This window comes from Streptomyces sp. SBT349, from assembly GCF_001083795.1.
GTDB lineage: Bacteria > Actinomycetota > Actinomycetes > Streptomycetales > Streptomycetaceae > Streptomyces.
Genome location: NZ_LAVK01000419.1, coordinates 1 through 5648, shown reverse-complemented (window position 1 = coordinate 5648; position 5648 = coordinate 1). Strand labels below are relative to the sequence as shown.

Annotated in this window: 6 protein-coding genes; 1 reads left to right on the top strand and 5 read right to left on the bottom strand. The window is 75.0% G+C overall.

Annotated elements, in window-relative coordinates; genetic code table 11:
* The first annotated feature begins 61 nt into the window (after positions 1–61).
* The gene (locus tag ADY01_RS31730; protein WP_049580182.1) at positions 62–772 is read left to right on the top strand and encodes a B3/4 domain-containing protein; all 711 of its coding nucleotides are present in this window, start codon (positions 62–64) and stop codon (positions 770–772) included.
* Between the two features lie 49 nt (positions 773–821).
* Here ADY01_RS31730 and ADY01_RS31725 read toward each other — a convergent pair whose 3' ends face one another.
* From ADY01_RS31725 to ADY01_RS31705, 5 genes are all read right to left on the bottom strand, one after another.
* Complete coding sequence (locus ADY01_RS31725) at positions 822–1388, bottom strand: TIGR03086 family metal-binding protein (protein WP_049580183.1); 567 nt, start codon at positions 1386–1388, stop codon at positions 822–824.
* A gap of 14 nt (positions 1389–1402) precedes the next feature.
* A complete protein-coding gene (locus tag ADY01_RS31720; protein ID WP_049580181.1) occupies positions 1403–2044 on the bottom strand; it encodes a LutC/YkgG family protein in 642 nt (213 codons plus the stop codon).
* Positions 2041–3570: a lactate utilization protein B gene (locus ADY01_RS31715; protein WP_049580180.1), complete on the bottom strand. Its 1530-nt coding sequence runs from the start codon at positions 3568–3570 to the stop codon at positions 2041–2043. The genes ADY01_RS31720 and ADY01_RS31715 overlap by 4 nt, the downstream gene beginning before the upstream one ends.
* 37 nt (positions 3571–3607) lie before the next feature.
* Complete coding sequence (locus ADY01_RS31710) at positions 3608–4360, bottom strand: (Fe-S)-binding protein (RefSeq protein ID WP_049580179.1); 753 nt, start codon at positions 4358–4360, stop codon at positions 3608–3610.
* A 2-nt stretch (positions 4361–4362) separates the two neighbouring features.
* Positions 4363–5648, bottom strand: a 1286-nt coding sequence (locus ADY01_RS31705) for a rhamnulokinase (RefSeq protein ID WP_049580178.1), incomplete at its 5' end; no start/stop codon positions are given.

The window sequence follows — 5648 nt, the reverse complement described above, 5'->3', positions numbered from 1 at the left end:
GCTCCGTCATCCCATGTCTCCTTCCGGGCCCGCGTGGGGCGGGCCCGGAAGGAGACATGGGATGACGGAGCTGCGCGTGGCGGCGGCGGTGTGTGAGGCGTTTCCCGCCCTGGCGGTGGCGGCCGTGGTCGCCGAGGGCGTGCGCGGCGACGCTCCCTGGCCGGAGACCGAGCCGCTGCTGTCCGGCCTGGAGGCCGCCGCTGCCGAGGGAGGGTGGAGTCCGCCCGCGGAGACCGACCCCCCGCTCGCGACCTGGCACGCCGCCTACCGCGCCTTCGGCACCAACCCGCGCCGGTTCCGCCCCAGCATGGACGCGCTGGCCAGGCGCCTGGGCAAGACCGGCCGCCTGCCGCGGATCAGCCCGGCCGTGGACGCCTACAACGCCGTCTCGGTCATCCACGGCATCCCCTCGGGCGCGTTGGACCTCGCGGCGGTCAGCGGCGACATCGACCTGCGGTTCGCCGTCCCGGGTGACGCGTTCACCCCGCTCGGCGAGCCGGACACCGTGGAGGAGGCGCGGCCGGGCGAGGTCGTCTACGCGGACGCCGAGAGCGTCCTGACCCGCCACTGGAACCACCGCGACAGCGACCGCACCAAGGTCACCCCGGGCTCCACCGACGTGGTCTTCCTCCTGGAGACCGTCGACCCCGCCACCGGCCGGAAGGTCCAGGACCAGGCGATCGACCAGCTCACGGCCCTCCTGGTCCCGCACGCCATCCATGTCACCGCCCACCTGCTGACCCCGGAGCACCCCACGGCCCGCCTGCTCTAGGCAGCCGGAGCCGGATCGGCCCCGAGCCGCCGGCGCCCGCAGCCGCACCTCACCCCGGCGGCCGTCCCAGGAGCGCCACCAGCCGGTCCTGGACCGGCGCCGTCGCGGGCACCGGCACCGGCGGGTCGAACATGCCGTAGCCCTGCAACGCGTCCGAGACCGACTCCGCGTAGCGGAGCCCGTGCTCCGCCAGCCGGGGGTCGAGGCCGTCGTCGAGGCCAGCGCCCCGGGCCAGATCCCAGGCGTGCACGGCCAGGTCGAGCGTGATCTGCCGCAGATACTCGTCCGCGGGGGTGAGGCCGCTGCTGGTGTGCACCGGCGTGTCCAGCGCGCCGGGGGCGTGGAACGCCTCGCGCGAGCCCTCGGCCGCGGCGTCCCACGCGGCCACCGGATCGTCTCCCAGCACATCGCCCGCGAAGCGGTCGCCCACCTCCGCGAGCGTCGCGCCGCGCAGCAGCCAGGGCGCCCACAGGTGCTCGCCCGTCAGGTGGTTGACCAGGTCCCGCACCGACCACGCCCGGCAGGGCGTTCCCGCGTCCCACCGGTCGCCGTCCACCCGGTGCACCCGGCCACCGAACTCCGCGAGGCCCTGGTCGAACGCGTCGAGCGGTTCCATGGCGATCGACCCCTTCACTCGGTGACGAGAATCACCTCCAGCGTACGCGGGCCGTGCACGCCCTCCACTCGGTCGAGCTCGATGTCGCTGGTGGCCGAGGGGCCGGAGATCCAGGTCATCGGGCGTTCCGGAACGAGGCGCGGCAAGGCCCGCGGCACCGAGTCCACCACCTGCTCCGGCACCCGCACCACGCAGACGTGGTGGTCGGGGACCAGGGTGATGCGGCGGCGCCCCTGGTCCTCGCCGCCGTCCAGGACGAGCGTCCCGGTCTCGGCGATGGCCAGGGCGCAGCCGGTGACCACGCTGTCGGCCGCGTCCAGCTCGTACGGGGTCGACCGGGCCGTGTCCGCCATCCGGTGGACGTCCTCGTCCACCTCCGACAGCCACCGGGCCGGAAGCCCCGGCGGCACCACGACGGTGCGCGTGCCGCGCTCGGCCAGCAGCCGGGCGATCAGTCCGGGCAGGCCCGCCGCGTCGGTGCGGTGCACCAGGGCGCGGTAGTCCGCCAGGTTCTCCGCGAGCGTCTCCACGGCGTCGGCGGGGGAGTGGGTCTCGGCGTAGTCCCGCGCGACCCGCACCTCCTCCGGCGTCTCGCCGCGCGGCACGTCGGCCAGCGCCCGCCGCACCCGCCCCAGCACCACGTCCCGGCCACTCATGGCGCGCTCCTCGTGCCACCGGTCCCCGTGCCACCGCCCTGCCCACCGCCCTGCCCGCCGCCCTTCCGGCCGCGGTTCCTGCGCCACCAGTCGCGGAACGACTCGGCGGGCAGCGCCGGGATGTCGCGGCTGTCCGTCCACGCCCGTCCCGGTCCCGGCAGCCGCCGCGGCGTCAGGCGCCGTGCCCTGCCCGCCACCCGCTGCCCGGCCCGCAGCACTCCGGGGCGGTCGAGCGCCCAGCGCGCGGCCCGCATCGCCGCACGCTCCCCGGCGTGCCCGCGCGCGGGGCGCACACGCGTCCTGGTGCCGCGCACGGTCACCTCTCCGCCCTCGATCACGCGCTCCCGCAGGTGCACCAGCACCTCGGGGATGTCGATGGCCACCGGGCAGACCTCGTAGCACGCCCCGCACAGCGACGAGGCATAGGGCAACGAGGCATCCAACTCGCTTGTCACACCGCGCAGTTGCGGGGTGAGGATCGCCCCGATCGGCCCGGGGTAGGCCGAGCCGTACGCATGACCGCCCGCCCGCTCGTAGACCGGGCACACGTTCAGGCAGGCCGAGCAGCGGATGCAGCGCAGCGCCTGGCGCCCGACGGTGTCCGCCAGGGCGTCGCTGCGCCCGTTGTCCAGCAGCACCAGGTGGAACGCCCGTGGCCCGTCCTCGCCGGTGGTCCCGGTCCACATCGAGGTGTACGGGTTCATCCGCTCCGCCGTGGACGAGCGCGGCAGCAGCTGGAGGAAGACCTCCAGGTCCCGCCAGCTCGGCACCACCTTCTCGATGCCCACCACGGAGATCAGCGTCTCCGGCAGGGTCAGGCACATCCGCCCGTTGCCCTCGGACTCCACGACGACCAGCGTGCCGGTCTCGGCCACCATGAAGTTGGCGCCGGAGATGCCGACCCTGGCGCTCAGGAACTTCTCCCGCAGGTGCAGCCGCGCCGCCTCCGCCAGATCGGCCGGGGCGTCGGTCAGCCCGTCGGGCGCCGGGCGGCCCCAGTCCGCCATCCGCTCGCGGAAGATGTCGCGGATCTCACCCCGGTTGCGGTGGATGGCCGGGACCAGGATGTGGGACGGAAGGTCGTCGCCGAGCTGCACGATGAGCTCGGCCAGGTCGGTCTCGTTGGCGCGGATGCCCGCCGCGGTCAGGGCCGCGTTCAGGCCGATCTCCTGCGTCGCCATGGACTTGACCTTGACGACCTCCTCCTCGCCCGTCTCCCGCACCAGGCGGGTGACGATGCGGTTGGCCTCCCGCGCGTCCGCCGCCCAGTGGACCTGGCCGCCCGCCGCGGTGACCTTCTCCTCCAGGCGCTCCAGATAGTGGTCCAGATGGCGCAGCGTCCGGTCCTTGATGGCCGCGCCCGCCGCGCGCAGCTCGGGCCAGTCCGGCAGCTCGGCCACCGCCTTGGCCCGCTTGTCCCTGATGGTGTGCGTGGCGTGCGTGAGGTTGGACCGCAGCCGGGTGTCGGCCACCGCCTCGCGCGCCGCCTCGGGGAAGGCGGGCATGCCCAGATAGGTCCCGCTCATCGCGCCCCCCGCCGCCCGCCCGTGCCGCTGACCGTGCCTACCACTGCTCCTCCTCCGTGCTCGCCAGGATCTCGGCGATGTGGACCGGGCGGACCGGCGAGCCGAGCCGGGAGAGCGTGCCGCCGATGTGCGTCTGGCACGAGTTGTCCACGGTGCAGACGGCCGCCGCGCCGGTGGCCGTGATGTTCCGCGCCTTGTCGGCGCCCATCGCCGCCGAGACCGCCGCGTTCTTCACCGCGAACGTCCCGCCGAAGCCGCAGCACTCCTCCGCTCCCGGCAGGTCCAGCAGCTCCAGGCCCTTCACCTCCCGCAGCAGCCGGGCCGGGCGGTCGCCCAGGCCCAGCATCCGCAGCCCGTGGCAGGTCGGGTGGTAGGTCACCGTGTGCGGGTAGTACGCGCCGACGTCCGTCACCCCCAGGACGTCGACCAGGAACTCGGTCAGCTCGTACGTCCGCGGCACCGCCGAGGCCGCGGCCTCCGCGAGCGCGGGACCCCGCCCCTCGGCCGCCGCCTTGGCGCCGATCCGCGGGTAGTTGTCCCTGACCATCGCCGCGCAGGAGCCGGACGGCGTCACGATGTGGTCATAGCCGTCGAACGCCCGCGCGAAACGGCGCATCAGCGGCTCGGTCTCGTGCCGGTACCCGCTGTTGAAGTGCGGCTGCCCGCAGCACGACTGCTCCTCGGGGAAATCGACCTCCACGCCCAGGCGTTCGAGCAGCGTCACTACGGCCCGGCCCGTGCGCGGATACAGCGTGTCGTTGACACAGGTGACGAAGAGCGCGACCCGCATCCTCACTCCTTCCCTCGGCCGCCGGCCCGTCGGCCGGCTGCCAGCCGGGCGGCCGCCCGGTCCCAGACCGCCCGGCCGCCCGAGGGCTCATGGTGCCGCAGAGGCTGCGTCGCGCGCAGCAGTGCGCGCGATTCCGCCGGCCCGCCGGCCACCGCCCCCGCCGCCCGCGCCTGCACCAGCACATTGCCCAGCGCCGCCGCCTCCGAAGGGCCCGCCACCACCGGCAGCCCGCAGGCGTCGGCCGTCAGCCGGCACAGCAGCTCGTTGCGCGCGCCGCCGCCCACCATGTGCACCGTCTCCACCACCCGTCCCGACAGCCGCACGGCGTCCTCCACCGCCGCCCGGTGCGCCAGCGCCAGCGAGTCCAGCACGCATCGCACGGTCTCGGCCGCGTTCCGCGGCTCCGGCTGCCCGGTGCGGCGGCAGGCCGCCGCGATCCGCTCCGGCATCCGGCCCGGCGGGATGAACTCCGGGTCGCCCGCGTCGACCACCGAGCGCAGCGGCGCCGACCGCGCCACCTCGGCAAGCAGCGCGTCCAGATCGTGGCGCGCCCCGCCCGCCGCCCACGCCCGCAGGCACTCCTGGAGCAGCCACAGACCCATGATGTTGCGCAGATACCGCACCGTGCCGTCCACGCCCAGCTCGTTGGTGAAGTTCGCCCGGCGGCTCTCCTCGCCCAGCACCGGCGCGTCCAGCTCGACCCCGGCCAGCGACCAGGTGCCGGTCGAGATGTACGCGAAACGGCTCCCCTCCGCCGGAACGCCGGCCACCGCCGAGGCGGTGTCGTGCGAACCGACCGCCGTCACCGGCACGGGACCGGTCAGGCCGGTCTCCTCCAGCACCTCGGGCAGCAGCTCGCCCGCCGCGTCCCCCGGGCGGCGCAGCGGCGGGAAGAGGCCGAGGTCCACGCCGACCGCCTCGGCCACCGAACGCGCCCAGTCCCGGCGGCGCGGGTCGATCAGCTGCGTGGTCGAGGCGTTGGTCAGCTCGGTGCCCGCCTCGCCCGTCAGCCAGTAGGAGATCAGGTCCGGGATCAGCAACAGCCGCTTAGCCGCCGCCAGTTGCGGCGAGCCCTTGGCCGCGGCCAGCTGGTACACCGTGTTGAACGGCAGGTGCTGGACCCCGGTGGCCGCGTACAGCTCCGCGGGCGGCAGCAGCGCCGCCACCCGCTCGTCCGCGCCCGCCGTCCGGCCGTCCCGGTAGTGCACCGGATTGCCCAGCAGCGCGCCCGAGGCGTCGAGCAGCCCGTAGTCCACGGCCCAGGAGTCCACCCCGACCGAGGCCAGCC